The following is a 26,970-nucleotide window of genomic DNA, read 5'->3' on the forward strand; positions in this document are numbered from 1 at the left end:
GAGGAATTATTTATGTCAACAAATGCACAGCAACAAAATCAAGTTATCAAGTCGACCCCCATTTTGCTATCATTTTTAATTGCAGGGTTTATTGGGTTATTTAGTGAAACAGCTTTAAATATGGCACTCGGCGGTTTAATGAAGGAATTTGATGTACCTCCTTCCACCGTTCAATGGCTAACAACGGGTTTTCTATTGACCTTAGCGATATTACTTCCCATTTCAGCTCTTTTAATTCAATGGTTTAGTACACGACAATTGTTTATTGCGTCATTAATATTTTCTATTATTGGAACGATTGTTGCGGCATCGGCCCCCGTTTTTAGTGTCTTGATTGTAGGGCGTGTGATTCAAGCAATTGGGACAGGCTTATTGATACCGCTTATGTTTAATACGATTTTACTGATCTACCCAATCAATAAAAGGGGAACCATCATGGGGCTAATGGGATTGGTGATGATGGTTGCACCAGCGATTGGGCCAGCCCTTTCAGGTTTAATCATTGAAAATCTAAGTTGGAATTGGATTTTCTGGGTCACTCTACCGTTTCTTGGGATTGCACTAGTCGCTGGAATTATTTATATGCAAAATGTTTCTACGCTTACTAAACCTAAAATAGATATTCTGTCGATTATTTTATCGACCATTGGTTTTGGGGGCATTGTTTATGGTTTTAGTGCCGCTGGAGAAAAAGGATGGGGAAGTTCCATCGTTGTTGCAACCATTGTAATTGGTATTATAGCGCTTATTCTCTTCTCCATAAGACAACTTACAATGAAGACGCCGATGCTAGACCTGCGTGCATTTAAATATCCGATGTTTACTCTGGGTGTCTTGAGTGTCTTTGTTACTTTCATGGTCATTTTGTCTACAATGATACTCTTACCTTTATACTTGCAGACTGGCATGGGGTTAGCTGCGGTTACGGCGGGACTTGTCCTTTTACCAGGGGGTATCATAAATGGAATCATGTCTCCAATAACGGGTCGCCTTTTTGATAAATACGGACCAAGGGGACTCGTTACACCTGGATTTATTATTATGGTAATTATGTTGTGGAGCTTGTCAAACCTAACGACAACAACATCCATATTCGTTGTCGTTTTCTTACATTCATTTCTTTTTATAGGTGTTTCTTTGGTAATGATGCCAGCCCAAACAAATGGACTGAATCAACTTCCAAGAGACCTATATCCAGATGGAACTGCTTTGATGAACACATTGCAACAAGTATCGGGTGCAATCGGTACAGCTGTTGCAATTACAATTATGTCAGCTTCACAAACTACTTATTTGAATAAACTAACAGATCCAGCTAGTTCGTCGGCAATTAGTGAATCTTTAACAGCGGGCGTTCAAACTGCTTTTGTTTTCGGATTGATACTTGCTATTGTTGGGCTGGTTATGTCATTCTTTATTAAATCATCACGCGATCTAAAAGATCTATAGAATTGATTATTCAGGATGGGTTGTTTTTGGGGAAAGAAGGAAGACGTACTCTAGGTGCTGAAAATTAATCAATCGACCGAATTTCGGACTCTTTGAAAAAAGACCCGAGATTCGGTTTTTTTATATTTAATTACAGTGAGGGTTAACAGTTAGTTGGTTCAGTTAATGATCATTTTACTTCTATATTATCTAACTCAAAATGGCTCTGCCTCCATACACTAAAAACGTCAGGAAGGATCGTGTTCACATTATCGTCGTTACTGTCACAAGATATACACCTACTAGCATTCAATTGCAGTTAAAATTGGATTACAACATGAAAATAGTATTATCGTTACTCAAGTTTTATAATATATACAAAGCTGAGCTTGTAAAAGATATTGAGTAAAAGGAGGCGGATTGAAATTGTTATTTGATGATCCAGTATTTGGTAGTCGTGTACTAACACTACTTACCCTTTCATTTCACATTATTTACGCAACGATAGGGGTAGGGGTTCCACTCCTGATCATGATTGCACATTGGGTGGGTATTAAGAAAAAAGACGATCATTATATCTTGATGGCTAAACGATGGGCACGTGGGTTTGCTGTCACTGTTGCTGTAGGTGTTGTAACTGGAACAGCGATTGGATTACAACTTTCATTACTTTGGCCAAACTTCATGGAACTGGCAGGAAATATTATAGCACTGCCTCTATTTTTAGAAGTATTTGCCTTCTTCTTTGAAGCCATCTTTTTAGGGATATATGCATATACGGGAAATCGATTTAAAGATAAACGTAAACACTTTATGCTTCTCATTCCTGTTGTTCTTGGTGCGGCCGCTTCAGGGCTATTCATTACCATAGTAAATGCATTTATGAATTCTCCACAAGGCTTTGATATTGTGAACGGGCAACTGGTAAATCCAAATCCAATTGCAGCAATGTTTACCCCGTCGATGCCGACGAAAGTGTCCCATGTTCTTGCAACGTCGTATATGACAGCTGCGTTTATGCTGGCAGCCATTGCAGCTTACAAATTGATAAAAGGTTCGACACATGTTTATCATAAGAAAGCACTTTATTTAACCATGAAAATAGGACTTGTATTTTCCATTGCGGCAGCATTAATCGGAGATTTTTCAGGTAAATATTTAGCAGAGTACCAACCAGAAAAATTAGCAGCAGCCGAATGGCATTTTGACACGGAAGAAGGAGCACCACTCCTAATGTATGGAGTTTTGGATGAAGAAGGAAAAGTGAAATATGAGCTCAAGATACCCTATGGACTCAGTATCTTAGCACACGGAAATCCGAATTCAGAAGTAATCGGATTAGACCAATTTCCTAAGGAAGAAACGCCACCACTTATTATCCATTACTTTTTCGATTTAATGGTTACGATTGGAGGATTCATGGTAGTTCTTTCTCTTGTATATTGGATAGGGATCAAACGAGCATGGTCTTTCGTGAAATCTAAATGGTATCGTTGGCTCATTGTTCTAGGAGGTCCACTATCCTTTCTTGCGATTGAAGCTGGCTGGTGGATGGCTGAAGTTGGTCGACAACCATGGATTCTACGTGGAATAATGACGATCGAAGAAGCAGCAACGTCCAGTGATTATGTTGGATTAATGGTAATTCTTTTTGGGATCTTGTATTTGTTTTTAGGAATTGGAACCATTGTCGTACTTCGTCGGATGTTTAAAAATAATCCAGTTGAGCTAGAACTTGAACAACAAGAAGCTGCACAAGGCGGTGAAACAACATGAGTTTAGAAATAATAGGGATTTCAGTACTTTGGACATTTCTATTTGGTTATGTCATCTTGGGGTCAATTGATTTTGGAGCAGGATTTTTTAATGCTTTCAGTATAATAACTGGTAAACAACATGTGGTTTCAAAAATTATTCAGAGATACCTTTCTCCAGTTTGGGAGGTTACGAATGTGTTTTTCGTATTCTTCTTTGTTGGGATTGTTGGATTTTTCCCGAAAACAGCTTTCTATTATGGAACGGTCCTTCTTGTTCCAGCGAGTATTGCGTTAATCTTAATGATTATTCGTGGTTCGTATTATGCATTTGAACTGTACGGATCAAAAGGTCATAAAGGATATGCTTTCATGTATGGAATTGCAGGCGTATTGGTCCCGGCAGCATTATCCATAGTTCTTACCATTTCTGAAGGTGGATTTATGTCCATGATTGATGGTAATCCTGTTTTAGACTACGGAGCGTTGTTTACGAGTCCTTTAACATGGTCTATTGTCGTTTTATCGATCGTTGCAGTCCTGTATATCTCAGCTGTTTTCCTAACCTGGTATTCAAACAAAGCAGAAGATATAGGAGCAACAAACTTAATGCGTAAATATGCAATGTTCTGGGCTTTCCCTTTAATCATTGCGGCAGTGGGCATCATTTACGAATTAAGTTCTCACAATCCGGAACATTTTGACCGTATTTTAGATTTATGGTGGATGTTTGGATTATCGTTCCTATTATGGATTGGGACAGTATGGCTTACGTGGAAGCGGAAAAACTATGGATTGGCAGTTGGCCTATTAGTAGGGCAGTTTGCTCTAGCCTTTTATGCATATGGAATTTCCCTTTATCCATACTTGCTGTATCCATATCTAACGATTCACGAAGGTTTTACAAATGATGCAATGGCCATTTCACTAATTGTGGTGTTCATTTTAGGATTGATATTGCTAGTACCTTCAATTTATCTATTATTAAAACTCTTCTTATTTGATAAAGATTATGTCAAAGGAACGAAGAAAAAGGAGTGAGATGAATGCTAAATGACTTTCTAATCTTTGTCGCTCCATTTATCGTAATTTTCGCGGCGATCGTAGTTGTGTTCTGGGCTGCTCCAAAAGATGGATCTGTTACAAAAGAAAAATAAAGTTAAAGGTTTAGTAGTAGTGGATTCTGATTTCCAGTTTGTCTACTTAGAAACTTCTCTAAATCAGCTCATTTTTCAGGAGGTATAAGCAATGGTTGGACTTAAAGAATTAGCATTAGAACAGAAAAGAAAGCTGGTTCTCTTGGTCATTTTTGCTGTCACAACAAGTGTTGCAATTGTAGGACAGGGTTATTTATTAGTCTCTGTTGTGGATCGTATCTTTTTAAAAGATGCAACATTCTCTGATGTTATACCGCTATTGATAGGATTGTTCTTCGCGTTTTTCGCAAGAACAATCCTTCAGTATTTGAGTGGGAGAACTGGAGTGAAAATGGCTTCACATGTTAAAGGGAATCTTCGAAAAAACCTTTTAAATAAATTCTCTAATAGCACAGCGCAATCATCACTTCAAGGACAGTCTGGTAAAAAAGTAAGTGTAATGATGGATACTGTGGATGAAATTGATAGTTACTTTAGCGATTATATTCCTCAAGTAATACAAGCTACTATCATTCCGCTAATCATTCTAGTGGTCATCTTCACACAACATATTGCCACTGGACTGATTATTTTGATCACCGCACCCTTTATTCCGATTTTTATGATGATTATCGGTTTCAAAACAAAGGACAAATCCGAAGAACAATTGGATAAAATGGCTGCTTTTTCGGGAGCGTTTCTTGATAGGTTACAGGGATTGACAACACTTAAATTACTTGGTCGTTCCAAAGAACAAAAAGAAACAATACGAAAAAGTAGTCTTGATTTTCGTGATGCTACGATGGAAGTACTTAAAGTAGCATTTCAAAATTCCTTAGTATTGGAATTCATTTCGATGCTGAGTATGGGGATCATTGCCCTAGAACTTGCCCTTCGTTTAATCGTTTTTCAGGATTTAGCATTTTTAACTGCATTTTTTATGTTGGTATTGGCTCCTGAATTTTACACAAAACTGAAAGACTTAGGCAGTGCTTTTCATACGGGTAGGGGAAGTATGGGGGCGGCTAAAAAGCTAGCTGATGAACTAACTGAGACAGAGAAACCTGTTTTATGGGGAGCGGAAAGCTTGGAAAGAGTAGTACCACTGACAATTGAATTGCGTGGTGCAGGATTTACTTATGGAGAAGATGCATTTACATTAAAAAACATTCAGCTAGAAATTGTTCCAAATGAGCAAGTAGCCATTGTCGGTAAAACTGGCGCTGGGAAATCAACCCTATTAAATGTGATTGCTGGACTTGTTTCAGTTTCAGAGGGAGAAATGCTTATTAATGGAAAACCAAGGTCAAACTTTAAAGAAAAAGATTGGTTTGATCGTTTAAGTTATATTTCACAAAACCCATATTTATTTTCAGGAACAATTGCCGAAAATATTGCGATAGGCGGACGTTTGGATGCGACTCGAGTAGAAATCGTACAAGCTGCTGAAAAGGCTGGAATTTCCGAGTTGGTGGCTTCACTTGAACAGGGCTATGATACACCTATTGGTGAAGGAGGAAGAGACCTTTCAGGTGGAGAAAAACAACGAATTGCCATTGCTAGAGCATTCCTAAAAAGTCCATCTGTCATTCTGTTTGATGAGCCAACAACTGGCCTCGACCTTCGGACTGAGAAGATTTTGCAAGCTTCTATTAAGGAACTTTCTAAAGCTTCAGCTGTCATTACAGTGGCACACAGACTTCATACGATTAAAAATGCCGATAAGATTATTTTCTTGGAAAACGGAGAACTCTTGGCCACTGGCACACATGAGGAACTGCTTGAATCGGTGGAAACGTATCGTAATATGGTGTCTGTTCAACAAGGAGGGATGGCAAATTGAATAACTTAGGATTTGTTATCAAGATATTATTCGTAGAAAAAAAGGATATTTTCTATTCTATTATCTGCGGGTTTATATCTGGGATAACAGCTGTTAGTTTATTTGCATCCAGTGGGTATTTGATCTCCAAGGCGGCTTTAACACCGTCAATTTATACGTTAATGATCATCGTTGTGTCTGTTAAGATTTTAGGAATAGTATCGGCATTAAGTCGCTACGGAGAACGTTATTTTTCTCATCGAGGGACATTTACGATGTTAAGTAATATGCGTGTTTCCTTTTACGAGCGGTTAGAACCATTAGCACCAACGATATTCCGCAAATATCGAAGCGGAGATCTTCTTGCTAGAGTAGTGGGTGATGTGGAGGCATTACAAAATTTCTTTTTGCGCGTGTTTTACCCACCGGTTGTTTTACTATTAGTATTTTTATGTACAATCTTTTTTACAGCACTGTTTTCAATAGAAGTAGCACTGGTCGTATTCATCGGTCTTCTAGTAACTACCTTTGTCGTTCCATCAATTTTTGCATTAACGCAACGAAAAGTGGATCGACTGGTGAGACAAAGACGCGGAGAATTGTCTACCAAAGTGACAGAATTTCTTTATGGCTTTCGTGATTTAAAAATACACCAGCAACTAAAAGAAAAAGAAGGCGAACTGCATCAATCTGTACATGCCTACTTAGATGAACAAGAACGTGAAAGTATTCATAACTTGTTCAGCCAGGCTGCTAACAAATTTCTATCGCTTCTCATATCATTGGTTGTTCTAGGTGTTGGCGCATATTTAGTGGCAGATGGTCAACTAAATGGGATTTACCTTGCGATGTTTGTCATGGTTTCATTGACAGTATTTGAAAACACCACATCTATGGCAGCTTTCCCAAGTTATTTAGAAGAGAGTCGGCAAGCTGCGTCAAGACTTACCGCAGTTGTTGGTAAAGACTTAGTTCAAGAGAAACCACAAGAAGTTTTTGAAAATCGTTCTATTCAAGGGATCCCTTCGATTGAAGTGAAGGATGTAACTTTTGCTTTTCCAGATGAAACACGTAATACGTTAACAAATGTAACTACAACATTTCCAGCTGGTTCGAAAACAGCCATAGTCGGTCCAAGTGGTTCTGGAAAATCAACGTTATTGCAGTTGCTTTTAAAATTTTATAATGTAGACCAAGGTCAAATTCGTTTTAACAATGATTCGATTGATCATTTATCACAAGAGTCTATTTGGGAAAATACAAATGTAGTCTTACAAGAAAATCACTTTTTCTATGGAACCATACGAGATAACTTACTGCTTGCCAGTGATGGATTAAGTGACACAGAAATGGAAGACATGTTGGAACAGGTGAAGCTTGGACACTTTTCTTTAGATGATAAAGTCTTGGAAAAAGGGGAGAATCTTTCGGGTGGAGAAAAACAACGTCTCGCTATTTCCCGAGCCCTGCTCATAAAATCACCTTTGTGGCTATTAGATGAGCCAACCTCATCCATTGATGCATTAACCGAGGCACATATCATGGGCTATTTATTTGAAAAAGCAAAAGAGGATACTGTTATTGTCGTTAGCCATCGCTTAACAGGATTAGAGAAGATGGATCAAATCATTGTGATGGACCATGGAACCATAGTCGAGGCGGGAACATTCGAAGAATTGATGGATAAAAAAGGTTACTTCTATGAATTGAAACAAATTGAACAGAGCGTGTTTCTAGTTAACTAAACTTGGCATATTCCAGGTATCATTTTTTAGAAACATACTTATTATGATTTAATATCTAGCGGAGTTCCTTTAGAATTTACTAAAATGGACGTCAGGTATATAGTTAAATAAACAAGACAGTGGGGGTTTTCGTATGTTCAACAATTTTTCCGACAAAGTAAAAGGTGCTGTTAACAAAGCCAAAGATAAAGTCGATACAGCAATGGATAGTGACAAGGTTGACAAGTACAAAGGGCAAGCACAGGATAAAATTGGTGAAGTGAAAGACAAAATCGGCGCAGCAATGGATAGTGACAAAGTTGACAAGTATAAAGGGCAAGCACGAGATAAGATTGGCGAATTGAAAGATAAGCTAACTAATAAAAAATCATTATGAATACCAGTGAATTTTGAGATAGAATTTCCATTTCGCAACATGGCAAAGACATGTGGAGCTTTTTCAGCATAAAATAATCAAATCAAGTAGGATACGGATTCGACTCCCGCCACCTCCCTATATAGAAATCAACGGATTTCATATGGTATCAAAACCCTTGTATATCAAGGGTTTTTTATTTTGCCTTGTTTCATTTGATTTCAAATAGAATCAATCGAACGTAGTCAAAGCGTTTCTTGCCGAAAATAATATACCCTATATTGACCATGACTTATGAATTGCACTTCTTAAATCAAAGTGGTAATATAGGGGTACGGGGTATCAGTAAACTATAAGGAGTGAAGGACATGTCAGAAACACCAAAAACATCAAAAACAACTGTTCAACCAAATAAGCAACAGCTTCTTAATCGATTAAAACGTGTTGAGGGACAAGTGAGAGGTGTTCATCAAATGGTTGAGAATGACCGTTATTGTGTAGACATTTTACATCAAATTAGCGCAATCCAATCGGCGATAAACAAAGTTTCCTTGGCTTTGCTAGAGGATCATACACATCATTGTGTCGTAAAAGCGATAAAAGAAGAAAATGGTGATGATGCAATTCAAGAGTTAATGAGTGTCATGAAAACAATGACAAAATAAAAAGTATAAAAGTACCTTTGTTATTGACATACCTGTAGGGGGTATGGTAGGTTAATAATAACAACAAAACAGGAGGCGTTTAATATGAAAGAAATCTTAAAAGTAGAAGGTATGTCATGTAATCACTGTGTGAATTCAATCGAAACGAATGTCGGGGAACTAGTAGGTGTTTCCGCAGTTAAAGTAGACCTTAACAACAATGAAGTTGCAGTGGAATTCGACAATGCAGCGACATTAGGTAAAATTAAAGAAACAATTGAAGATCAAGGTTATGATCTTGCTTAACAAATAGACAACAGAATTTCTGCTACACCATGTGGGGCATATAAAGTGGTGGATATGATTGTACTTATAGGTATAATCTTTCTTTTTCAAAATTATATACCCCACCCCGGTATTTAGGGAGGTGCAAATGGCAACAACGGAAAAAACATTGCAAATTAACGGCATTACTTGTTTAGCTTGTGCGAATATGAAATTGATTCATATTGATAAATATTTACCTTAAAGGAGAGAAAAAACATGGGGAATATTACATTAAAGGTAGAGGGAATGTCATGTGGGCATTGTGTAAATAAAATCGAGGGAAGCGTTGGTGAATTAGCAGGTGTTAGCCAAGTAAACGTAAAATTAGACGATGCTCAAGTAGAAGTATTTTTTAATGAATCACAAGTATCACTTGATACAATTAAAGAAACGATTGAAGATCAAGGATATGAAGTAGAATAAGAGTGCTTCCAAAACACTCTCTTATTCTCAATTGGATATACCCCGTATAGGTATGAAGGAGGTGGAAAGCATCATGAGTATTGGAGTAAAAGAAGCGAGTATCCAAATTACAGGTATGACTTGTGCGGCGTGTGCGACACGTATTGAAAAAGGGTTAAACAAAATGGATGGTGTCGAGCAAGCAAACGTCAACTTGGCACTAGAAAAGTCATCGATTAAATATGACCCGTCAAAACTGAGTGAAGCCGATTTTGAAAAGAAAATCGAAGCACTCGGCTATGGTGTTGTGAAACAAAAAGCAGAATTTGATATTACCGGAATGACTTGTGCAGCGTGTGCGACAGGTATTGAAAAAGGATTAAATAAAATGGATGGTGTTGCTTCCGCGAACGTCAATTTAGCGCTTGAAAGGGCAACAATCGAATTTAATCCCTCAGAAGTGACGATTGCAGACATTATTACAAAAGTAGAGAAGCTTGGTTACCATGCACATCAAAAGCAGGGGGATAAAGAGCAGGTAGATCACCGTGAAAAAGCAATTAAAGACCAGCAACGTAAATTCATTATTTCAGTCATTTTATCGTTGCCTTTATTATGGACGATGGTAGGGCATTTTTCATTTACATCGTTCCTGTATCTACCGGATATTTTAATGAACCCGTGGTTCCAAATGGCGCTTGCTACACCGGTACAATTTATAATCGGAAAACAGTTTTACGTCGGTGCTTATAAATCACTGCGTAATGGCAGTGCAAATATGGATGTACTCGTTGCGATGGGTACATCCGCAGCTTACTTTTACAGTGTGTATCAGGCAATAGTCACGGCCGGTACCCAACATGCACCGCATCTTTATTTTGAAACAAGTGCGGTACTCATTACACTCATTATTTTAGGGAAATTATTTGAAGCAAAAGCAAAAGGACGCTCATCGGAAGCGATTAAAAAATTAATGGGTTTACAAGCGAAAACCGCGACCGTTGTGCGTGACGGTGTAGAAAAAGAAATACCATTAGAAGAAGTCAAGATCGGGGACACCATTTTAGTGAAGCCCGGTGAAAAAATCCCGGTTGACGGTGAAGTACTAGAAGGTCATACAGCTGTCGATGAATCGATGTTAACGGGGGAAAGTCTTCCAATCGATAAAAAGCAAGGTGACCTATTATTCGGGTCAACAATCAATAAAAATGGTTTTATTCAAATGAAAGCAACAAAAGTTGGACGCGATACAGCATTAGCACAAATTATTAAAGTCGTTGAAGATGCGCAAGGTTCAAAAGCGGAAATCCAGCGGTTAGCGGACAAGATTTCAGGCGTTTTTGTGCCAATCGTTGTAGGGATTGCGATCGTCTCATTCCTGGTTTGGTTTTTATGGGTTCGACCAGGCGAAGTAACGCCGGCATTAGAAGTTTTTATTACGATACTGGTCATTGCGTGTCCATGTGCGCTTGGTCTTGCAACACCAACGTCCATTATGGCAGGCTCTGGCCGTGCAGCTGAATTTGGAATTTTATTCAAAAGCGGCGAGCACTTAGAGCAGACACAAAGAATTGACACGGTTGTAGTTGATAAAACGGGTACTGTCACACATGGTAAACCTGTACTAACGGATGTTTTAGTAGGAAATGGGCAAGATGAAGAGCAATTTTTATCACTGATCGGTGCAGCAGAAAAACAATCCGAGCACCCATTAGCGGAAGCAATTGTGCAAGGTATTCAAGATAAAGGCATTGAACTTGGGAAAGTCCAATTTTTCGAAGCGATCCCGGGTTATGGTGTGCAAGCAACCGTTTCAGGTCAAGCTGTTGTCATTGGTACACGTAAACTTATGCAACAATATGGCATAGACATCCAATCGATTCTTCCAGCGATGGAAAAATTAGAAAGCGATAGTAAAACGGCGATGTTAGCTACCATTAATGGTCAATACGCTGGGCTAGTTGCTGTAGCGGATACGATTAAAGATACATCCCGTGAAGCTGTACGCCGCTTACAAGAAATGGGCATCAAAGTCATCATGATGACAGGTGATAATGAGCGAACGGCACAAGCAATCGGGAAAGAGGTAGGCGTTGACGCAATTATTGCTGAAGTACTTCCTGAAGGTAAAGCAGAAGAAGTGAAAAAACTGCAAGTGGCCGGTAAAAAAGTAGCGATGGTCGGTGACGGTATCAATGATGCTCCAGCCCTTGCAACAGCCAATATTGGGATGGCCATTGGTACAGGGACTGACATAGCGATGGAAGCTGCTGATGTGACACTCATTCGCGGGGATTTAAACAGTATTGCCGATGCAATCATTATGAGTCGCAAAACCATGCGCAATATTAAACAAAACTTATTTTGGGCATTTGGCTACAATACGCTTGGGATTCCCATTGCAGCAATCGGGTTACTCGCTCCTTGGGTTGCTGGTGCAGCGATGGCATTTAGTTCCGTGTCGGTCGTATTAAACGCTTTACGTTTACAAAGAGTCAAATTAGGAAAGTGAAACAACTATCAACAGTAGAGTAAACTGCGTTCTACGTAGTTTACTCTACTGTTTACATAATACTAATTCATTTCAATGGAGGAATGGTAACGATGGCTGATATGAAAACAAATGTGATTGCTGGTTGGGATGGCGGAATAACAGGGTATGGGACGCTTAAAGCAGAGTATTTGGATACAAAAATCGCTATTCCAGCATCTAAGGGAGGCAGTGGGAACGGCGCAAATCCAAGTGAGCTATTAGTTTCTTCAGCAACAACTTGCTATATAGCAACGCTTACTTTTATGCTGAAACTAGAAAACTACCAGTCGTAGAACTTACAGTAAATTCTGAGGCAACGATATCCGATGAAGGGTTTACTTTTACCCACCATCCACAAATCGTTTTATCCGCCGATGCAACAGAAAATCAGGTTCAATCTGCACATAGGGCAATCGAAGGGGCAGATAGAGGCTGTGAAGTCGGGAATTTATTGAAAAAAGCGGGTGTTGTTATTGTAGCCAAAGGGAAAGTTTCTTTGAGATAAGTACCTTTGATCACCAATATATAATGAATCAATGATATGCTGAAAATAATTATATATGAAGTTAGGAGAGGTTTTATATGATGATTGATAGTGTTTTAGAATACAATGAACAATTTGTTAAAGACAAAAAATATGAGGAGTTCCGTACAACAAAATTCCCGAACAAAAAAATGGTGATTGTCACCTGTATGGATACAAGGTTAATTGAACTCTTACCTCAATCTATGAATCTACATAATGGGGATGTTAAACTTATCAAAAATGCGGGTGGCGTTATTTCCCACCCATTTGGCAGTGCCATGAGAAGTATTCTTGTGGCATTGTATGAACTAAAAGCAAGCGAGGTTTGTGTAATAGGGCATCATGGGTGTGGTATGGACAATATAAATTCATTTGAAACGATTAAGAAAATGCAAGAAGGAGGAATTTCTAAACAAACACTTGACACATTGGAGTTTGCCGGAATTAATATCGAGAAATGGCTAGCAGGTTTTGAAAATGTAGAAGATAGCGTTCGTAATAGCGTGAATATGATTAAGAAACATCCCCTTCTCCCAATTGGTACACCTGTCCATGGCTTGGTAATTGACCCGGAAACAGGTAAATTAGATGTGGTAGTAAAGGACGCTGTTACTGTATAAATCACACTGAAAAGAGAATTAGAGTTCTCCGACTACTATCTGATGATTGTTTCCGGAAAACGAAATAAGTAAAAGGCATTTGAGAATAAAATCGTTCTCAAATGCCTTTTACATTTATTTGTTCTTTAAGATTGTGTTAGTTTTATTGCAGGAAATCCTCAGTCGAAGTTACAGCGCAATACATACCATTAAGCGCGCCGACAAATGCATAATGGACTTGTTCTGCTGGAACGACCTTATCTTGATAAGATAATTCTCGTGTCGCACATGCATCTTCAATAAGTGTAGTTTCATAGCCTAGATCCACTGCAGCTCTGACTGTTGCATCGATACACATATGCGTCATCATTCCTACAACCACTACCTTGGTAATACCTTTTTCTTTTAATTTGCTTTCTAATTCCGTCTGTAAAAAGCTGTTAGGGAAATGTTTGATGATGATGCTTTCGTTTTCCAAAGGTTGAACCGTTTCATGTATTTCAGCACCCTCCGTATCCGGAAGGAAGAATCCTAATGCTGGATCAGCTGCGATATGTTGAACATGGAAAATGTTTTCTTTGTTGTTCTGTCTAAACGATTCAAGAACTTTCGCAGCATTCGCAGCCGCTTTATCTGGATTAACTAACTCCATCTTTCCATTTGAGAAATAGTCATTTTGTATATCTACAATAATTAGAGCTGTGCTCATTATTCTCCACCTCATTTACAGTATTTTGTTACACTATAATCATAAACCGTATATTGATTTTTATCGATAAGTTGACGAAACACTTTTAGCTCAAAAAAATTCATGGTGAAAGGAATGTATTATGGAACTTGATAACATTGATTTTCAGATCCTTCGGTTACTATCCGGAAATTCACGTATTCAATGGAAAGACTTAGGGGAACAAATTCATATGACGGGACAAGCAGTAGGGAATCGTATTAAAAAACTTGAGGAAAGTGGTGTAATTAAAGCTTACACTCTACTAGTTGATGAAATGAAATTAGGATTTTCTTATACAGCCTTTGTCATTATTTATATGAAAACGGCAGACCATGATTCGTTTATACGATTAATGAATGATCGAAATGAGGTAGTTGAAGCTCACCGCGTATCGGGAGAAGCCTGTTACCATTTAAAAATAAAAGTTAATTCTCAAGAAAAATTGAATCTTTTTCTTAATGAAATTCTCGAGTATGGGAACTATACTTTACATTTATCGATACAAGAGATTAAACTACAAAATCCATTGACTGCTACATGATAAAATGAGTACGGCCAGTGATTTGAATATAAAATAAAAATTCGCTATCTAATGAGATAGCGAATTTTTAAGTAGGTTTAATTGAGTTGAGGCTTCTTTAATTTTGTACTTGAAATAACAAACGCAATGACAAGCACAACTGCGGCAAATACATAAGGCATATCGATGTTGATATCAAATAAAATACCGCCAATAATCGGTCCTATTATGATACCTAAGCTAGTGTAAGCAGAGTTCATACCCGCAATATACCCCTGGTTTTCCCCAGCAATTTTTGATAAAAAGGATGTCACAGCAGGGCGTAAAATATCACCAGAGAAAAATACAATGCTCGTAATGACAATCATCGTCCAGTAACCGTCTATTAAAATCGTAATAAAGATAAAAATAGCAGAAGATAGTAAGGTTAAATTAATCAGCATTCGTTCACCAATTACATTGACCAGCTTATCAAAGAATAAAATTTGAGAAACAACCCCAGCGATTGAGCCGACCGTAATAATGATCGAAATATCACGGACCGTAAATCCAAACTTTTCATCGACGAATAAGCTAAACATCATTTCATAAACGGCCAGTCCAAACGCTAGTACGAACACGATCAGTAGCGGTGTGAAGTACTGCGGCTGAAAAGATTTTTTAAACTCCTGAATAAACGCTGGTCGTACAGCGGATGCACGATTTTTTTGTAGTTGCTCTGTTGAAATCGAATCGTCTAATACAAGGGAAATAACAATGGCAGTAATCAATGAAATGGCAGCAGCAAAGAAGAACGGTGCGCGTATCCCAAACTCTGCAATAAATCCGCCAATTCCTGGTCCAATTATAAATCCTAAACTAATCGCAGCCGATTGGTAGCCTAACGCTTTTGCACGATTTGCTAGCGTCGTTTTATCGGCAATATACGTAACAACAGCTGGCATAATGAAGGCGGCACCTACACCGCCAAGTAGACGGCTTACAAATAATAGCCACGTTTCATTTGAAAAACCAAACAGTGCCTCTGAAAATGAAAATAACAAAAGACCGATGACCATCATTTTTTTACGGCCGATTGAATCGACCCATACACCTGTAAAAGGGGAAGCCAGAAACTGTGCAAAGGCCATCGCAGCGAACAAGTAACCGACAACGGCACCACTTAATCTTAAGTCCTTCGCAATCGATGGCATAACTGGTGCGGCAAGTCCCATCCCCACAAAAGCAATAAATAAACTAGATAATGCAAGTGCAATAGACACTTTCTCTTTTCGATTCATAATTGATTTCCCCTACTTAATTGTCAAACAATTCACGGTCCTATTTGTTGGAGGATGAAATGGATGCATTCACTTTCTTCATTGTTTGTAATACATTTTGCAATTGTTCTAAATCGATGTCAGCGAAGTGCTTCCTCATAAATTCTTTATCTGCATCTTCGCTTAATGCCTGATAAGCGAGACCTTCCTTTGCTAATACGATGAAAAACTCGCGATGATTAGTTGGATTGGCCTCACGTTTTATGAAATTTTGTGCTTCGAGCTTCGATAATACTTGGCTCACAGCACTTTTAGAAATCGCGAATTTCTTGGCGATTTCATTTGCTGTGATACGTGGATTGTCCTTCACAAAAAATAAAATCGTATCTTGCTGTGTTGTTAAATTGTAAGCATTGAACTTTTGCGCGTTTTTATTGTATAATTGATAATTTAAATAATAGTCACTAAAAACGACAGTCAGTTCTTTGAACATTATTTGATAATTTGCAAGCATAGTATCCTCCTTTTACTTCGGTTAAGTAAACTGAACTTAACTGACAAAATGTATATTATATGCTAACACATTTTTTGTCAATAACTTTTACATTTCACAAAGAACGTCTAGATGGTTCAATTGGTTATATGAAAAATATAAGAAGGTCTTGTTATGCACCAAAAGCGAGAGATAAATGCCAAGCACTACTTGAAAGTGCCAATCAAAATGTCATCGGTTAAAAATTAGCAAGTGGAAATAACCCAAATAAAAATGGTTCCAATCATCAGATACCGATGATTGGAACCATTTTTTCTTTCTGGCTAGTGATATTCCAACCATCTATGCTAAATATCCGGTTATCTCACTTTAGTGTTCTTTATTATGCTCTCCCCATTGGCACATTTCCTGGATAAGAGGCCAGAGAGTTTGTCCCTTTTCAGTAAGGCTATATTCGACCTTTGGGGGGATTTGAGGATACTCCTCACGATGAACTAAGCCATCACTCTGCATTTCCTTTAATGCGGAACTAAGTGTTTTATAGGTTATCTTCCCTAACATGCGCTGAAGTTCATTGTAGCGCACTGTACCATTTTTTGATAAATGGTAAATAATTAGCAGTTTCCATTTGCCACTGATGATGGAGAGGGTGTAGCCAAAAAATGGCTCTTGGTTGTCAGCGACATTCACTTTGGATGTTTTCATAATAACACTATCCTCCTAGATAGTATGCGTCTAAAAAGTGCATACTTGTTTGTGTATCTATACCGACTATATAATATATTTAGATTCAAGTAAAGCACGTTTCAAAACATGAAAATAGTTTCCGCCTCTCGATTTTACAATCGGTATTTGTGAGGGGGATATATTGCTTGAATATTTTCTAGACATAGTGATAGGAGGGAAAATTAAGTATGTTTGATCAACTATATCAAGACCATATAGAAACATTACTTCAGAAAATCGAAGAAGCTGATGCGATTGTTGTTGGTGGTGCTGCTGGCATGTCTGCTGCTGCTGGATACAACTGGTATCGAACTGATGAAATCTTTCTGAAGTACTTTGGGGAATTTGCGGAAAGATACAATATCGATAGTATTTTTTATGGCTTCTATTATCGTTTTTCAACGAGAGAAGAACGCTGGGCTTATATTGCTACTTTAATCAAGTTTGTATACGAGACCAAAGCCGGCCAGACCTATCTTGATTTACTTCAACTACTTCAAGAAAAAGATTATTTCATTGTTACTACAAATCAGGATACACAGTTTTCCAAGGTTTTCCCTGACGAGAAAGTTTCTCCGATTCAAGGAGATTGGCGCTATTTTCAATGCGGCGGCCCTTGTCATGATCAGGTTTATCCAAATCAAGAGCAAATAGAGAAAATGTACGCAAACATAGAGGGAACTAGAATTCCTACGGATTTGATACCAAAATGTCCGAAGTGTGGGCAGGATATGGAGCCATGGGTTCGATCCCGTGTGTTCCTAGAAGGAAGCTTTTTTAGAGGCGAATTAAGTAAATACCAAGCATATATCATGAAAAACAAATATAAAAAGGTTCTATTCCTGGAATTAGGCGTAGGAACGATGACACCAATGTTTATTAAAGAGCCATTTTGGGAGATGACTTACAGTTTGCCGCATGCACACTACATTGCCATTAATCCTAAAGATGCGATTGTTCCTAGAGAGATTGAGGAAAAAGGACTCGCAATTAACGAAGACATTGCACGTGCGTTGCAAGATGCCTTGGATATGAAAGCAAAAGAAGTCAAGGAGAAGGCTGTTATACCCAAAGTGGGAATTTCTGATGAGTAACAAATGGAAATCATTCAAGCTTTGAATATAAAAAACGAATCGAAGTAACAAAGAGTAACTGAATTGCCTGTAACTCATTTGATTTGGTGAAGTTACGAATTTGTTCGAGTGGGGTCGGAAAAAATCTAGCGTACACGCTAGGCACATTTAATGAGGTTGCTATATAAATGAGAGAATATCACTAGGAGGAGAAATAAAATATGTTATCACCACAATATCAAGACAACATAAACACATTACTACAAAAAATTGAAGAAGCAGAGGCGATTGTGATAGGTGGCGCTGCTGGGATGTCTGAGGCTGGTGGATACAGCGCTTATCAGACCGATGAAAACTTTCTAAAATATTTCGGGGAATTTGCAGATAAATATGGTATTAAAAATATCTTTGATGGTTTTTATTACCCTTTTCCGTCAAGAGAAGAACGCTGGGCTTTTCTAGCTACTGATATCAAGTTTGTATATGATACCGAATCCGGTGGCCCTTATCTTAATTTATTGCAACTACTTCAAGGCAAAAACTATTTCATTGTTACAACGAATCAAGACGCACAGTTCTCCAAGACTTTCGCTGATGATAAAGTTTCCCCAATTCAAGGGGATATGCGTTATTTTCAATGTGGATCCCGTTGCCATGATCAGGTTTATTTTAATAAAGAGCAAGTTGAGAACATGTATGCAAACATAGAGGGAACCAGAATTCCGACAGAGTTAATTCCAGTATGTCCAAAATGCGGGGAGGAAATGGAACCATGGGTGCGCTCTTATGTATTTCTGGAAGGAAGCTCTTACCAAAGTGAATTAAGAAAATACAATGAGTATCTTATCGAAAACAAAGATAAAAAAGTTCTCTTTCTTGAATTAGGCGTTGGAACAATGACACCAATGTTTATTAAAGAGCCGTTTTGGAATATGACTTATAGTTTTCCGGATGCCTACTACATTACAATAAACCCTAAAGATGCGGTCGTTCCTAGAGAGTTAAGTGAAAAAGGACTTGCCATTAAAGAAGATATTGCCCTGGTATTACAAGATGCTTTGTACGGGAAGAAAAATGGAGATTCGGATATTGGATAAGTACCCGGTAAACTGGCTTCTCATTACGTGACTTCATTAAGCAAAACAGATTCGTCTAAATTTTAGAAGTAATTAAGGTTCATATGGAAGAGAAGTATCAAGACGTTTTAAGCAAAATCAAATCCAAAGGAAATAACAATTGCAGTCGCAGTGAGCAAGTAACCGACAACGGCACCACTTAATCATAGTTCCTTCGGAATCGATGGCATAACTGGTGCGGCAAGAAAGCGAAAGATAAATGCCAAGCAGTACTCGAAAGTGCCATTCAAAATGTCTTCGATTTAAAAATAATAAGTGGAAATAATCCAAGTAATAACGGTTCCGATCATCAAATACCGATGATTGGAACCATTTTTTTCTTTTTGGCTAGTGATGTTCCAGCTATCTATGTTAAATATCCGTTGATCTCAGTGTTTTTTCTTATACTCTCCCCATTGACAGATTTCCTGAATAATAGGCCAGAGAGTTTGTCCCTTTTCAGTAAGGCTATAGTTGACCTTTGGGGGGATTTGAGGATACTCCTCACGATGAACTAAGCCGTCATTCTGCATTTCCTTTAATGCGGAACTAAGTGTTTTATAGGATATCTTACAATTCATGCGCTAAATGTCATTGTAGCGCACCGTACCATTTTTTGTTAAATGAAAAATGATTAGCAGTTTCCATATACCGCCGATGATGGTGAGGTTTTATCCGGAAAAATGGCTTTTGGTTGTCAGCGACATTAACTTTGTGTGTTTTCAAAAATAGGTACTATCCTAATAGATAGTATGCGTCTAAAAAGTGCATACTTGTTTATGTGGTTATACCGACTATATAATGTATTTAGGTTCAAGTAAAGCACGTTTCAAAACATGAAAATTTATTCCGCCTCCCGATTTTACAATCGGTATTTGTGAGGGATATCTTGCTCGGATTTTCTAGACTTATTGACGGAAGGAAAAATTAAGTGTGTTTTATCAACTAGTAAGACCAAATAGAAGTAGTACTTCAGAAAATCGAAGAAGCTGATGCGATTGTGATAAGTGGTGCTGCTGACTATAACTGGTATCGGACTGATGAAACCTTTCTGAAGTGCTTTGGAGAATTTGCTGAAAGATATAATATTGAGCGTATTTTTATGGCTTCTATTACCGTTTTTCAACAAGAGAAGAACGTTGGGCTTATAGTGCTACTTTAATCAAGGTTGTATATGAGACCATAGCTGACCGGACCTATCTTGATTTACTTCAACTACTTCAAGAAGAGAGCGAACCACGCTACTTACTTCCTGAAAGTTGTTATGCATACATGAGAAACAACCATTTGTACCAATGAAAGGGGGGGATTTCCAATGAGCAAACAAATGGAAATCATCCAAGCTTTGGATGTAAAACCAGAGATCAACGCCAAAAAGGAGATTCGCAACCGGATCGACTTTCTCAAAGCATACTGTTTAAAAGTAGGAGCAAAAGGTTTTGTCTTAGGTATTAGCGGAGGTCAAGACTCGACACTTGCCGGAAAGCTGTCCCAATTGACGGCTGAAGAACTGAGGGCAGAAGGTTATGAAGCCAAATTTTATGCAGTTCGCCTCCCTTATGAAACGCAAAAAGATGAAGAAGATGCAGAAGCGGCTCTGGCGTTTATCAAGCCCGACCAAACCTTTGTCTTTAACATTAAGGATCCCATCGAAGCTTTTGTCAATGTCTATACGAATGCGACCGGTAAAGTTATGTCTGATTATCACAAGGGGAATGCTAAAGCCAGAATGCGTATGGTTGCACAATATGCGATTGCCGGGGAGCGGCAATGTCTGGTCATCGGCGCAGATCATGCTGCCGAGGCGGTAACTGGGTTCTTCACGAAATTCGGCGACGGGGGAGCCGACATCCTTCCTTTGACCGGCCTCACAAAAGGTCAAGGGCGGGAACTCTTGAAGGAGTTTCATGCTCCCGAACAACTTTGCCTTAAGACTCCAACTGCAGACTTGCTCGATCACAAACCTCAGCAAGCGGATGAGACGGAACTAGGTATTGAATACAATGTTCTTGATCAGTATTTATTGGGCGACAAAGTGGAAGCTAGTGTTAAGGCGAATATTGAAAACCGATTTGAAGTAACAAAGCATAAACGGATGTTGCCCGTAACTCCGTTGGATACTTGGTGGAAGTAAGCAGGTGTTTGAAGGGAGGCCGCTCCGTATGGGAGAGGGTCATTTCTTGCACAAGCGGTCGGCTGTTAGTAACATCCTCACTATCATAATCGATAGTATAGGTCGAAAAAGTGCATACTTGTTTTCGGGTGTATACCAGCTGTATAATACATTGGAACCCAAGTAAAAGAGGGTTTAGATGTAAAAATATACACCTCTAGATGCAAAATTTGTTTATGTAGGGGTGCTATATAAGTGATGATTATTCAACTATAAGTAAATACAACTAGGAGGAGAAATAAAATATGTTAGCACAACAATACCAAGACAGCATAGACACATTACTAAACAAAATCCAAGAAGCTGAGGCAATTGTGGTAGGTGGCGCTGCTGGAATGTCTGAGGCTATTGGACACACTAGTTTTTATCGTGCTGATGAAAATTTCCTGAAGCATTTTGGAGGATTTGCAGATAAATATGGGATTGAAAGCCTTTTTATGGGCTATCATTTCCGTTATCCTACAAGTGAAGAACGGTGGGCTTTTCTTGCGACTGAAATCAAATTATTACATGATGCCGAAGCTGGTCGCCCTTATCTTGATTTATTGCAACTACTTCAAGACAAAGACTATTTCATTGTTACAACGAATCAAGACGCACAGTTTCCTAAGGCTTTCCCTGAAGAGAAAATTTCCCCAATTCAAGGCGATTTGCGTTATTTTCAATGTGGCTCCCGTTGCCATGATCAAATTTATTTTAATAAAGAGCAAGTTGAGAACATGTATGCAAACATAGAGGGAACCAGAATTCCGACAGAGTTAATTCCAGTATGTCCAAAATGCGGGCAGGAAATGGAACCATGGGTGCGCTCTTATGTATTTTTGGAAGGAAGCACTTACCAAAGTGAATTAAGAAAATACAATGAGTTTCTTATAAAAAACAAAGATAAAAAAGTTCTCTTTCTTGAATTAGGCGTTGGAACAATGACACCAATGTTTATTAAAGAGCCGTTTTGGAATATGACTTATAGTTTTCCGGATGCCTACTACATTACAATAAACCCTAAAGATGCGGTCGTTCCTAGAGAGTTAAGTGAAAAAGGACTTGCCATTAAAGAAGATATTGCCCTGGTATTACAAGATGCTTTGAACGGGAAGGAAAAAAGAGATTCGGCTATTTGATAAGTACGGAGCAATTCGACTACGCATTACACGAATTTATTAAGTAAAATAGATTCATCAAAATTTTATATAAATGGAGGATCATATGGAAGAGAACTATCAAGACGTTTTAAGCAAAATCAAGAATGCTGACAGTGTTCTAATTGGCGCAAGTAACGGCCTCGCCATTTCGGGAGGTTATAATATTTTTGCAGAGGATTCGTTCTTTCTGAAACATTTTGGAGACTTTCGTGAAAAATACGGTTTTCGCAGTATCCTACAGGGATGTTTCTATCGCTTTCCTTCCGAGGAAGAAAAGTGGGCATTTTCCAGCCGTATGTACGCCTACTTTTTAAACAACAAAGAAGCTAGTCCTGTTATGAAGCACCTTTATGAACTGGTGAAGGATAAAAATTATTTTGTGGTTACCTCTAATACAGATTCTCATTTTACAGATGCAGGATTTCAGAAGGAACGCCTTTTCGAAATAGAGGGCAATAGTCGGTATTTGCAATGTTCTCATGGTTGCCATCATCGAATTTACCAAGGCGATGAAATATTGAGTGAAATGGCCCGAAACCAAGAAAACGGAAAAGTTCCTTCAAGCCTTATTCCTAAATGTCTAGAATGTGGTGGCCCAATGCAAGTCCATGTAGAAGTCGATCGCAATTTTCTAAGAGGTGAAGCATGGCAAGCCAGCTTTCAGGCTTATCAGGATTTTATCGATAATGCTCATGGCAAAAAAATAGTCTTACTGGAATTAGGCGTAGGTGCAAGAAATCAATTGATTAAAGCCCCATTTATGAATTTAACTAGCTCAGAGATAAACACTACCTATATTACCTTTAATAAGGGGAGTGAGCTTTATATTCCAGATGTCATTGCTGATAAATCCATTGGTATCGACGGTGATATTGCGGATGTGTTAGAGCAATTAGTTCAGATGAAATAAGTTGATTTACCTTAGTAGAAAAGAGAGGGGGAATGAAAGATGTTTCTGTCAACTATTTTTGATAATCCTGTCTGCCAACCAATCAAAAAGCCATATGAACGATGGTATACATTCATGGAGAAAAATGTAGAGTTTTGGCTGCCGGATAGTGAATGGCATACGAAAGCACATAGCGCTCGGGTGCTGCTTTTGGCGCTCCTAATCGGCCATCAAAAAGGTTTGAGTGAGGAGGAAAAGGACGCGCTGGGTATGGCGGCTGTTTTCCATGACTCTCGACGCCTCGATGATGGGATTGATAAAGGACATGGTAGTCGTGCGGCAGCGTATTACAAAGAGTATTGCCGTGAGCACGGTTTGTCCTACGATGCGCAAACCTACTACATTACCTATTACCATGACCAGGATGATTCGCTTGGTTTGTCAGAGATTGCAAAGTCATCCGAATTAAGTGAACGGGCTGTGCTTCTGTATCAGATTTTCAAGGATGCTGACGCACTGGATCGCTTCCGTCTGGGTCCTGATGGTTTGGATGTGAATTTTCTTCGGACCGAAGAAGCACGTCAACTTGTTGACTTTGCAAAAGATCTCTTACAGAAAAGTAATGAAACTAATGCATAGAAAAGTCTATTTATCGTAAGCAAGTCCGAGCGCATTTTGTTAGCTTAGGAGGTAAGTGATATGAACAAGTATATAGATGATAGCTTCGCCTTACACACGGACTTGTACCAAATCAATATGGCAGAAGCTTATTGGGAGGACAATATTCATACGAAAAAAGCTGTATTCGAATTGTATTTTCGGAAATTGCCGTTTGGAAATGGGTATGCGATTTTTGCTGGATTGGAACGAATCATTGGATACCTCCAAACGTTTCATTTTTCTGAAAGCGATTTGGAGTATTTAACAGAACTTGGTTATCGAGAAGACTATGTTGACTTTTTGCGAACGGTACGATTTACAGGAGCTGTTCGTGCCATGAAAGAAGGGGAAGTTGTATTTGGCAACGAACCCATTCTTCGTATCGAAGCACCATTAGTTGAAGCGCAACTCATCGAGACGGCATTGTTAAATATTGTGAACTATCAAACACTCATCGCAACCAAAGCTTCTCGGATTAAACAAGTCGCAGGTGACCAACCCGTCTCAGAGTTTGGTACAAGACGCGCACATGAATTCGATGCCGCATTATGGGGGACAAGAGCTGCTTACATTGGTGGGTTCTCTAGCACAAGCAATGTTCGAGCAGGAAAACGATTTGGTCTTCCTGTTTCAGGAACACATGCCCATTCCTTTGTCCAAGCGTATCAAGATGAATACACGGCTTTCCATAAATATGCGAAAAGTCACAAAGATTGTGTCTTCTTAGTGGATACCTATGACACGCTAAAATCAGGAGTTCCTACAGCAATCCAAGTCGCCAAAGAACTAGGCGACAATATAAATTTTGTAGGCATTCGCTTAGATAGTGGAGATTTGGCTTACCTTTCCAAAGAAGCAAGAAAGTTATTAGATCAAGCAGGATTTGTTAACACCAAAATTTATGCTTCGAATGATCTTGATGAATATACCATTATGAGCTTACACGCACAAGGAGCGAAAATCGATGCGTGGGGAGTTGGTACCAAAGCTATTACAGCCTTCGATCAACCGGCTTTAGGCGCTGTGTACAAACTGGTCTCCATTGAAGATGACAACGGACAGATGAGTGACACGATTAAAATTTCTGCAAGCCCTGAAAAAGTCACAACACCAGGATTAAAAAAGGTATACCGTATTATCAATAATCTTACGAAAAAATCAGAGGGAGATTATATCGCCTTAGCCAACGAATAACCAGAAAAAGAAGCAAAACTTCACATGTTCCATCCTGTGCATACGTACATTGGAAATTTCGTCACCAATTTTACGGCAAAAGACTTGCACGAAGATATTTTCGACAATGGCACGCTTGTGTATGAATGTCCGTCAATTCACCAGATTCAATTGTATGCTGGGCAACAACTAAATCTTTTATGGGACGAATACAAACGTTCATTAAATCCAGCGGAATATCCTGTAGATTTAAGTCGGGCTTGTTGGGACAACAAAATGAAAAACATAGAGCAAGCAAAAAAACATAACCGAAAAGCTGTACCTGTTTAAGAGGGAAAACATCTAGAAGGATTGTAATTTCAAAAAATCACTTTTGGGAGTTGAATTAAAATGGCAAAAGAAGCTTTACTAATTGTTGATATGAGTAATGATTTTGTAGCTGATAATGGAACATTAACTGTTGGTAAGCCAGCACAAGAAATAGTGCCCTATATTAAGAATTTGGCAACAAGTTTTTTAGAAGAGGGAAATGTAGTTGTCGTATCAATGGATGCACACCAACCAAATGACCCGCATTTTGAATTATGGCCACCACATAATATTGTAGGTACAGAAGGGCAACAATTGTACGGAGATTTATATGATTGGTTTCAAAACAATAAAGATAATGAAAGTTTACTTTATACGCCTAAAACGAACTATAATGCATTCTTTCAAACAAATTTGGCTGAAACGTTAAGAAGTTTAGGAGTAGAAAAGGTCCATACTGTTGGGGTAACGACGGATATTTGTGACTTTTTAACAGTTGCAGGAGCAGACGCAGAAGGATTCAAAACAGTCATTCATAAACGAGGGGTAGCAACATTTACTGATCTGGGAGAAACAATGGTAAACCATATGAAACGTTGCTTCCATACTCAAATTATTGAATAAATACAAAATCAATTAGGACGGTGAAAATCATGTTGGACTTGTTACCACGAATTAATGAATTAGCGAAAAAGCAGCGTGAAGAAGGGTTAACAAATGCAGAAAAAGCCGAGCAGCAAGTGCTTCGTGAAGATTATTTAGGTGCTATACGCGGGCAAGTTCTCCATACTTTCTCAGGAATGAAGATAGTGGATTCGCTTTTAAATGATGTAACACCTGAAAAAATTCGTAAATTAAAAACAAAAGATTAAAAGTATATAGAAAAGAATGGGACATCAAGGCGAAAGACTATTTAGTAAAAGCCATTGCTACTAATAAACAAGTGTGCGCCTATGCTGCTATTACAACAAAAACAATAGAAGAAGCAAGACGCCGCCACTACATGCTACCAGTCGCTTCTGTGGTTCCGGGACGTCCTATAACAGCAGAAGTCATACTTGGCTCCACGCTAAAGGAAGAAGAAAAACTGTCCATAAAATGAATGGCGGCGGATTAATTGGGACCATCCTGGTTGATGCAATTGCCGAGGGGGGAAGTGAGAGGTTATGTTTCATCTCCCATGTACATGCAGGGCTGTTTTGCTAGGTTCCCATTGTATCGGGTGAAAACAGTGAGGATTTCACCTCTTACCTACTGCATTCAGAACAAGTCCCCCTCTGTTGCTGTATGTGTACTAGTAAATCCGGACTTTACGATTCAAGCTGCCGGTGGTTTTATTATTCAGCCGTTGCCGAACACAGAAGAAGAGACAATTCGTTTCATTATGTTGTGTATTTAAATGAAAAATAATTATTAAATTTAAGAAATGGGGTTTTA

Annotated in this window: 27 protein-coding genes and 2 pseudogenes; 24 read left to right on the forward strand and 5 right to left on the reverse strand. The window is 38.6% G+C overall.

The genetic code is table 11. The features are described 5' to 3' along the window. Nucleotides 1-12 precede the first annotated feature (12 nt). From AC1TO6_RS17595 to AC1TO6_RS17655, 13 genes are all read left to right on the forward strand, one after another. Nucleotides 13-1,449 (forward strand): DHA2 family efflux MFS transporter permease subunit, encoded by a 1,437-nt coding sequence (locus tag AC1TO6_RS17595; protein ID WP_482102926.1) that lies wholly within the window; start codon nucleotides 13-15, stop codon nucleotides 1,447-1,449. A 405-nt stretch (nucleotides 1,450-1,854) separates the two neighbouring features. Then, a complete protein-coding gene (locus AC1TO6_RS17600) occupies nucleotides 1,855-3,204 on the forward strand; it encodes a cytochrome ubiquinol oxidase subunit I (protein ID WP_482102927.1) in 1,350 nt (449 codons plus the stop codon). Then, nucleotides 3,201-4,223, forward strand: coding sequence for a cytochrome d ubiquinol oxidase subunit II (locus AC1TO6_RS17605; protein WP_482102928.1), 1,023 nt, complete (start codon nucleotides 3,201-3,203; stop codon nucleotides 4,221-4,223). The genes AC1TO6_RS17600 and AC1TO6_RS17605 overlap by 4 nt, the downstream gene beginning before the upstream one ends. A gap of 5 nt (nucleotides 4,224-4,228) precedes the next feature. After that, nucleotides 4,229-4,339 carry a cytochrome bd oxidase small subunit CydS family protein gene (gene cydS, locus AC1TO6_RS17610; protein WP_482102929.1) on the forward strand — a complete coding sequence of 37 codons (111 nt, stop codon included), beginning with the start codon at nucleotides 4,229-4,231 and terminating at the stop codon, nucleotides 4,337-4,339. 91 nt (nucleotides 4,340-4,430) lie between these two features. Further along, nucleotides 4,431-6,161: a thiol reductant ABC exporter subunit CydD gene (gene cydD / locus AC1TO6_RS17615; RefSeq protein WP_482102930.1), complete on the forward strand. Its 1,731-nt coding sequence runs from the start codon at nucleotides 4,431-4,433 to the stop codon at nucleotides 6,159-6,161. Next, the gene (gene cydC, locus AC1TO6_RS17620; protein ID WP_482102931.1) at nucleotides 6,158-7,885 is read left to right on the forward strand and encodes a thiol reductant ABC exporter subunit CydC; all 1,728 of its coding nucleotides are present in this window, start codon (nucleotides 6,158-6,160) and stop codon (nucleotides 7,883-7,885) included. Before cydD ends, cydC begins: the two co-directional genes overlap by 4 nt. 133 nt (nucleotides 7,886-8,018) lie before the next feature. Further along, entirely contained in the window at nucleotides 8,019-8,261 is a 243-nt protein-coding gene (locus AC1TO6_RS17625; protein ID WP_482102932.1) for a hypothetical protein, read from the forward strand. A gap of 347 nt (nucleotides 8,262-8,608) precedes the next feature. Continuing rightward, the gene (locus AC1TO6_RS17630) at nucleotides 8,609-8,905 is read left to right on the forward strand and encodes a metal-sensitive transcriptional regulator (RefSeq protein WP_482102933.1); all 297 of its coding nucleotides are present in this window, start codon (nucleotides 8,609-8,611) and stop codon (nucleotides 8,903-8,905) included. An 84-nt stretch (nucleotides 8,906-8,989) separates the two neighbouring features. Continuing rightward, the gene (gene copZ, locus AC1TO6_RS17635; RefSeq protein WP_482102934.1) at nucleotides 8,990-9,190 is read left to right on the forward strand and encodes a copper chaperone CopZ; all 201 of its coding nucleotides are present in this window, start codon (nucleotides 8,990-8,992) and stop codon (nucleotides 9,188-9,190) included. A 237-nt stretch (nucleotides 9,191-9,427) separates the two neighbouring features. Continuing rightward, nucleotides 9,428-9,634, forward strand: coding sequence for a copper chaperone CopZ (copZ, locus tag AC1TO6_RS17640; RefSeq protein ID WP_482102935.1), 207 nt, complete (start codon nucleotides 9,428-9,430; stop codon nucleotides 9,632-9,634). Nucleotides 9,635-9,707: 73 nt separating this feature from the next. Further along, entirely contained in the window at nucleotides 9,708-12,125 is a 2,418-nt protein-coding gene (locus AC1TO6_RS17645) for a heavy metal translocating P-type ATPase (protein ID WP_482102936.1), read from the forward strand. 92 nt (nucleotides 12,126-12,217) lie between these two features. Next, nucleotides 12,218-12,439 carry a hypothetical protein gene (locus tag AC1TO6_RS17650; RefSeq protein ID WP_482102937.1) on the forward strand — a complete coding sequence of 74 codons (222 nt, stop codon included), beginning with the start codon at nucleotides 12,218-12,220 and terminating at the stop codon, nucleotides 12,437-12,439. Nucleotides 12,440-12,728: 289 nt separating this feature from the next. Continuing rightward, complete coding sequence (locus AC1TO6_RS17655; RefSeq protein WP_482102938.1) at nucleotides 12,729-13,292, forward strand: beta-class carbonic anhydrase; 564 nt, start codon at nucleotides 12,729-12,731, stop codon at nucleotides 13,290-13,292. Nucleotides 13,293-13,434: 142 nt separating this feature from the next. On the opposite strand, the gene AC1TO6_RS17660 is transcribed toward AC1TO6_RS17655, so the two are convergent. Further along, complete coding sequence (locus AC1TO6_RS17660) at nucleotides 13,435-13,980, reverse strand: cysteine hydrolase family protein (protein ID WP_482102939.1); 546 nt, start codon at nucleotides 13,978-13,980, stop codon at nucleotides 13,435-13,437. A 121-nt stretch (nucleotides 13,981-14,101) separates the two neighbouring features. Here AC1TO6_RS17660 and AC1TO6_RS17665 point away from each other — a divergent pair, with 121 nt between their 5' ends. Next, nucleotides 14,102-14,542 (forward strand): Lrp/AsnC family transcriptional regulator, encoded by a 441-nt coding sequence (locus AC1TO6_RS17665; RefSeq protein WP_482102940.1) that lies wholly within the window; start codon nucleotides 14,102-14,104, stop codon nucleotides 14,540-14,542. 77 nt (nucleotides 14,543-14,619) lie between these two features. On the opposite strand, the gene AC1TO6_RS17670 is transcribed toward AC1TO6_RS17665, so the two are convergent. The 3 genes from AC1TO6_RS17670 to AC1TO6_RS17680 form a co-directional block, all read right to left on the reverse strand. After that, complete coding sequence (locus tag AC1TO6_RS17670; protein WP_482102941.1) at nucleotides 14,620-15,801, reverse strand: MFS transporter; 1,182 nt, start codon at nucleotides 15,799-15,801, stop codon at nucleotides 14,620-14,622. A gap of 40 nt (nucleotides 15,802-15,841) precedes the next feature. Next, complete coding sequence (locus AC1TO6_RS17675; RefSeq protein ID WP_482102942.1) at nucleotides 15,842-16,294, reverse strand: MarR family winged helix-turn-helix transcriptional regulator; 453 nt, start codon at nucleotides 16,292-16,294, stop codon at nucleotides 15,842-15,844. A gap of 348 nt (nucleotides 16,295-16,642) precedes the next feature. Then, nucleotides 16,643-16,978: a winged helix-turn-helix transcriptional regulator gene (locus tag AC1TO6_RS17680; protein ID WP_482102943.1), complete on the reverse strand. Its 336-nt coding sequence runs from the start codon at nucleotides 16,976-16,978 to the stop codon at nucleotides 16,643-16,645. 209 nt (nucleotides 16,979-17,187) lie between these two features. Between AC1TO6_RS17680 and AC1TO6_RS17685 the strand changes: the two genes are divergently transcribed. Both AC1TO6_RS17685 and AC1TO6_RS17690 read left to right on the forward strand, forming a co-directional pair. Beyond that, nucleotides 17,188-18,093, forward strand: coding sequence for an SIR2 family NAD-dependent protein deacylase (locus tag AC1TO6_RS17685; protein WP_482102944.1), 906 nt, complete (start codon nucleotides 17,188-17,190; stop codon nucleotides 18,091-18,093). Nucleotides 18,094-18,293: 200 nt separating this feature from the next. Then, entirely contained in the window at nucleotides 18,294-19,169 is an 876-nt protein-coding gene (locus AC1TO6_RS17690) for an SIR2 family NAD-dependent protein deacylase (protein ID WP_482102945.1), read from the forward strand. Between the two features lie 407 nt (nucleotides 19,170-19,576). Here AC1TO6_RS17690 and AC1TO6_RS17695 read toward each other — a convergent pair whose 3' ends face one another. Continuing rightward, nucleotides 19,577-19,768 carry a winged helix-turn-helix transcriptional regulator gene (locus tag AC1TO6_RS17695; RefSeq protein ID WP_482102946.1) on the reverse strand — a complete coding sequence of 64 codons (192 nt, stop codon included), beginning with the start codon at nucleotides 19,766-19,768 and terminating at the stop codon, nucleotides 19,577-19,579. A gap of 734 nt (nucleotides 19,769-20,502) precedes the next feature. Here AC1TO6_RS17695 and nadE point away from each other — a divergent pair. From nadE to AC1TO6_RS17735, 8 genes and pseudogenes are all read left to right on the forward strand, one after another. Continuing rightward, nucleotides 20,503-21,321, forward strand: coding sequence for an ammonia-dependent NAD(+) synthetase (gene nadE, locus AC1TO6_RS17700; RefSeq protein WP_482102947.1), 819 nt, complete (start codon nucleotides 20,503-20,505; stop codon nucleotides 21,319-21,321). Nucleotides 21,322-21,605: 284 nt separating this feature from the next. Further along, on the forward strand, nucleotides 21,606-22,481 hold the full coding sequence (locus AC1TO6_RS17705) for an SIR2 family NAD-dependent protein deacylase (protein WP_482102948.1): 876 nt from the start codon (nucleotides 21,606-21,608) through the stop codon (nucleotides 22,479-22,481). A gap of 85 nt (nucleotides 22,482-22,566) precedes the next feature. Then, the gene (locus AC1TO6_RS17710) at nucleotides 22,567-23,412 is read left to right on the forward strand and encodes an SIR2 family NAD-dependent protein deacylase (protein ID WP_482102949.1); all 846 of its coding nucleotides are present in this window, start codon (nucleotides 22,567-22,569) and stop codon (nucleotides 23,410-23,412) included. Between the two features lie 39 nt (nucleotides 23,413-23,451). Continuing rightward, nucleotides 23,452-24,030, forward strand: coding sequence for an HD domain-containing protein (locus AC1TO6_RS17715; protein WP_482102950.1), 579 nt, complete (start codon nucleotides 23,452-23,454; stop codon nucleotides 24,028-24,030). A gap of 60 nt (nucleotides 24,031-24,090) precedes the next feature. After that, a pseudogene (locus tag AC1TO6_RS17720) lies at nucleotides 24,091-25,554 on the forward strand (nicotinate phosphoribosyltransferase). 60 nt (nucleotides 25,555-25,614) lie between these two features. Beyond that, nucleotides 25,615-26,157, forward strand: coding sequence for a cysteine hydrolase family protein (locus tag AC1TO6_RS17725; protein ID WP_482102951.1), 543 nt, complete (start codon nucleotides 25,615-25,617; stop codon nucleotides 26,155-26,157). Nucleotides 26,158-26,186: 29 nt separating this feature from the next. Continuing rightward, nucleotides 26,187-26,405: a DUF896 domain-containing protein gene (locus AC1TO6_RS17730; protein ID WP_342537627.1), complete on the forward strand. Its 219-nt coding sequence runs from the start codon at nucleotides 26,187-26,189 to the stop codon at nucleotides 26,403-26,405. A 23-nt stretch (nucleotides 26,406-26,428) separates the two neighbouring features. Next, a pseudogene (locus AC1TO6_RS17735) lies at nucleotides 26,429-26,908 on the forward strand (Hsp33 family molecular chaperone HslO); the annotation flags it as partial. Nucleotides 26,909-26,970: the final 62 nt, after the last annotated feature.

The organism is Sporosarcina sp. Y352 (assembly GCF_056786535.1).

Coding starts and splice junctions, on each gene's coding strand:
- AC1TO6_RS17705 (WP_482102948.1), top strand. CDS start 21,606: ATGTTAGCACAACAATACCAAGACAGCATAGACACATTACTAAACAAA.
- AC1TO6_RS17730 (WP_342537627.1), top strand. CDS start 26,187: ATGTTGGACTTGTTACCACGAATTAATGAATTAGCGAAAAAGCAGCGT.
- AC1TO6_RS17655 (WP_482102938.1), top strand. CDS start 12,729: ATGATGATTGATAGTGTTTTAGAATACAATGAACAATTTGTTAAAGAC.
- AC1TO6_RS17725 (WP_482102951.1), top strand. CDS start 25,615: ATGGCAAAAGAAGCTTTACTAATTGTTGATATGAGTAATGATTTTGTA.
- AC1TO6_RS17670 (WP_482102941.1), bottom strand. CDS start 15,801: ATGAATCGAAAAGAGAAAGTGTCTATTGCACTTGCATTATCTAGTTTA.
- AC1TO6_RS17675 (WP_482102942.1), bottom strand. CDS start 16,294: ATGCTTGCAAATTATCAAATAATGTTCAAAGAACTGACTGTCGTTTTT.
- nadE (WP_482102947.1), top strand. CDS start 20,503: ATGAGCAAACAAATGGAAATCATCCAAGCTTTGGATGTAAAACCAGAG.
- cydD (WP_482102930.1), top strand. CDS start 4,431: ATGGTTGGACTTAAAGAATTAGCATTAGAACAGAAAAGAAAGCTGGTT.
- AC1TO6_RS17685 (WP_482102944.1), top strand. CDS start 17,188: ATGTTTGATCAACTATATCAAGACCATATAGAAACATTACTTCAGAAA.
- AC1TO6_RS17625 (WP_482102932.1), top strand. CDS start 8,019: ATGTTCAACAATTTTTCCGACAAAGTAAAAGGTGCTGTTAACAAAGCC.
- copZ (WP_482102935.1), top strand. CDS start 9,428: ATGGGGAATATTACATTAAAGGTAGAGGGAATGTCATGTGGGCATTGT.
- AC1TO6_RS17645 (WP_482102936.1), top strand. CDS start 9,708: ATGAGTATTGGAGTAAAAGAAGCGAGTATCCAAATTACAGGTATGACT.
- AC1TO6_RS17660 (WP_482102939.1), bottom strand. CDS start 13,980: ATGAGCACAGCTCTAATTATTGTAGATATACAAAATGACTATTTCTCA.
- AC1TO6_RS17710 (WP_482102949.1), top strand. CDS start 22,567: ATGGAAGAGAACTATCAAGACGTTTTAAGCAAAATCAAGAATGCTGAC.
- AC1TO6_RS17650 (WP_482102937.1), top strand. CDS start 12,218: ATGGCTGATATGAAAACAAATGTGATTGCTGGTTGGGATGGCGGAATA.
- cydS (WP_482102929.1), top strand. CDS start 4,229: ATGCTAAATGACTTTCTAATCTTTGTCGCTCCATTTATCGTAATTTTC.
- AC1TO6_RS17695 (WP_482102946.1), bottom strand. CDS start 19,768: ATGAATTGTAAGATATCCTATAAAACACTTAGTTCCGCATTAAAGGAA.
- AC1TO6_RS17680 (WP_482102943.1), bottom strand. CDS start 16,978: ATGAAAACATCCAAAGTGAATGTCGCTGACAACCAAGAGCCATTTTTT.
- AC1TO6_RS17690 (WP_482102945.1), top strand. CDS start 18,294: ATGTTATCACCACAATATCAAGACAACATAAACACATTACTACAAAAA.
- AC1TO6_RS17595 (WP_482102926.1), top strand. CDS start 13: ATGTCAACAAATGCACAGCAACAAAATCAAGTTATCAAGTCGACCCCC.
- AC1TO6_RS17665 (WP_482102940.1), top strand. CDS start 14,102: ATGGAACTTGATAACATTGATTTTCAGATCCTTCGGTTACTATCCGGA.
- AC1TO6_RS17715 (WP_482102950.1), top strand. CDS start 23,452: ATGTTTCTGTCAACTATTTTTGATAATCCTGTCTGCCAACCAATCAAA.
- AC1TO6_RS17605 (WP_482102928.1), top strand. CDS start 3,201: ATGAGTTTAGAAATAATAGGGATTTCAGTACTTTGGACATTTCTATTT.
- AC1TO6_RS17630 (WP_482102933.1), top strand. CDS start 8,609: ATGTCAGAAACACCAAAAACATCAAAAACAACTGTTCAACCAAATAAG.
- copZ (WP_482102934.1), top strand. CDS start 8,990: ATGAAAGAAATCTTAAAAGTAGAAGGTATGTCATGTAATCACTGTGTG.